The organism is uncultured Amaricoccus sp. (assembly GCF_937858865.1).
In the GTDB taxonomy this organism is placed as follows: Bacteria; Pseudomonadota; Alphaproteobacteria; order Rhodobacterales; family Rhodobacteraceae; genus Amaricoccus.
Genome location: NZ_CALLYO010000211.1, coordinates 1 through 2,089, shown reverse-complemented (window position 1 = coordinate 2,089; position 2,089 = coordinate 1). Strand labels below are relative to the sequence as shown.

2 protein-coding genes are annotated in these 2,089 nt (G+C 71.1%); one reads left to right on the top strand and one right to left on the bottom strand.

The genetic code is table 11. The annotated features are described in order from the left end of the window. Positions 1–138: 138 nt before the first annotated feature. Positions 139–1,068 carry a helix-turn-helix domain-containing GNAT family N-acetyltransferase gene (locus Q0112_RS05765; RefSeq protein ID WP_297972660.1) on the bottom strand — a complete coding sequence of 310 codons (930 nt, stop codon included), beginning with the start codon at positions 1,066–1,068 and terminating at the stop codon, positions 139–141. A gap of 179 nt (positions 1,069–1,247) precedes the next feature. Between Q0112_RS05765 and Q0112_RS05760 the strand changes: the two genes are divergently transcribed. Beyond that, positions 1,248–2,089: Clp protease N-terminal domain-containing protein (locus Q0112_RS05760; RefSeq protein ID WP_297972657.1), on the top strand; the 842-nt coding region annotated here is incomplete at its 3' end.

The following is a 2,089-nucleotide window of genomic DNA, read 5'->3' as shown; positions in this document are numbered from 1 at the left end:
GGGATAATACGGAGCAGTTTCAATCGGTTGCCCGGAGTCGCACGCGTGCGACTCCGGTGCCGTCCTGAAGCGCGGCCGGCCTCGTGGTACATGCCGATCCCCCCGCGTCCCGCCAAGGAGCAAGTCCGGGCTCGTCCGTCAGGAGGTCTCCTCCTTGCGGCCGCCGTCTCCGGGCGGTCGGGCTTCTTCCGGCGCGATGCTCTTCTCGAAGAAGACTTCGGCATAGGGATCGTCGTTGAAGCGCGGGATCTCCTGCCAGCCGGAGCCGCAGTAGAGGCGGGCGGCCTCGGGCAGGGCGCGGTTGGTGTCGAGGCGGAGCGTCGTGATCGAGAGGCGGCGCGCCACGGCCTCGACCTCGGCCATCAGCCGGCGCGCGAGGCCGAGGCCGCGGGCGGCGGGGGCGACCCAGAGGCGCTTGACCTCGGCGACCGGGCCGCCGGTTCCCTTGAGCCCGACGCAGCCGACAGGCAGCTCGTCAGACCAGGCGACGATGAAGCTGCCGCGCGGCGGGGACATCTCCGCCGCCTCGGGGTTGCGGGAGCGGGCGACTTCGAAGCCGGCGGGGAAGCGGCGGGCGAGCTCGGCGTAGTAGGCCGCGAGGCAGTGGCCGGCCGCGTCGCCGGCAGGGTCGGCCTCTACGAGGACGATCCGGTCGCGGGTGAGCGCGGTCGCGACGAGGTCCATCGCCTCGAGAAGCGCCTCGCGGCGGGGATGGCGTTCGAGGAGGCGGAGCGCGCGGGCGTTCGAGAGCCGCTCGTAGGTGCGGAACTCGCGCTCGCCGGCGGCGGTCAGCCGGGCGATGCGGCGGCGGGCGTCGCCGGGGTGGCGGGCGAGCTCGACGAGGCCCTCGGCCTCGAGGCCGCGGAGGAGCCGGCTCATCAGGCCGGAATCGAGGCCGAGATAGTCGCGGATCTCGCCGACCTCGCGGCGGCCCCGACCGATGGCGTTCAGGACCCGCGCCGAACCGAGCGGGCGACCGCGGCCGAGGAAGGAGGCATCGAGCGCCCCGACCTCGGAGGTGACGGCCCGGCTGAAGCGGCGGAAGCGGGTGACGGAGTCGGTGGTCATGACATCTGACTCTGGTCAGATAATTCCACCGGGTCAATGCCGACGCTCTTGAGACGATGGGGCAAGGGCCCCATATCGGCGATGAGTGACCGGGCCCGAGAGGCCGGTCCGGAACATTCGTTGGGCCTGTGGCAGGCGGTCCTCGAGAAGCCGCTGCGGGATGCTTGGGGAGACGGTGAATGAATTTCGAGAAATTCTCGGAGCGGGCGCGCGGATTCGTGCAGGCGGCGCAGACGATCGCGCTGCGCGAGAACCATCAGCGGTTCATGCCGGAGCACCTGCTCAAGGCGCTGCTTGACGACGACCAGGGGCTCGCGTCGAACCTGATCGCCCGCGCCGGCGGCGATCCGGCCGCGGCGAAGGCGGCGGTGGACCGGGCGATCGGCAAGCTGCCCAGGGTCGAGGGCGGCGACATGATCGTCGATACCCAGACCGCGAAGGTGCTGGCCGAGGCGGAGAAGCTCGCCAAGCAGGCGGGCGACAGCTTCGTCACGGTGGAGCGGCTGCTGACCGCGCTCGCGATCACCCGATCGGCCGCGAACGACGCGCTGAAGGAGGCCGGCGTCACCGCGCAGGGGCTGAACGAGGCGATCAACGACATCCGCAAGGGGCGGACGGCCGACACAGCGAGCGCCGAGCAGGGCTATGACGCGCTGAAGAAGTACGCGCGCGACCTGACCGAGGCGGCGAAGGACGGCAAGATCGACCCGATCATCGGCCGGGACGAGGAGATCCGGCGCACGATGCAGGTGCTCAGCCGGCGGACGAAGAACAATCCGGTGCTGATCGGCGAGCCGGGCGTCGGCAAGACCGCGATCGCCGAGGGGCTGGCGCTCCGCATCGTCAACGGCGACGTGCCGGAGAGCCTGGCGGACAAGCGGCTGCTCGCGCTCGACATGGGCGCGCTGATCGCCGGGGCGAAGTACCGCGGCGAGTTCGAGGAGCGGCTGAAGGCGGTCCTGAACGAGGTGACGGCGGCGGCGGGCGAGGTGATCCTCTTCATCGACGAGATGCACACGCT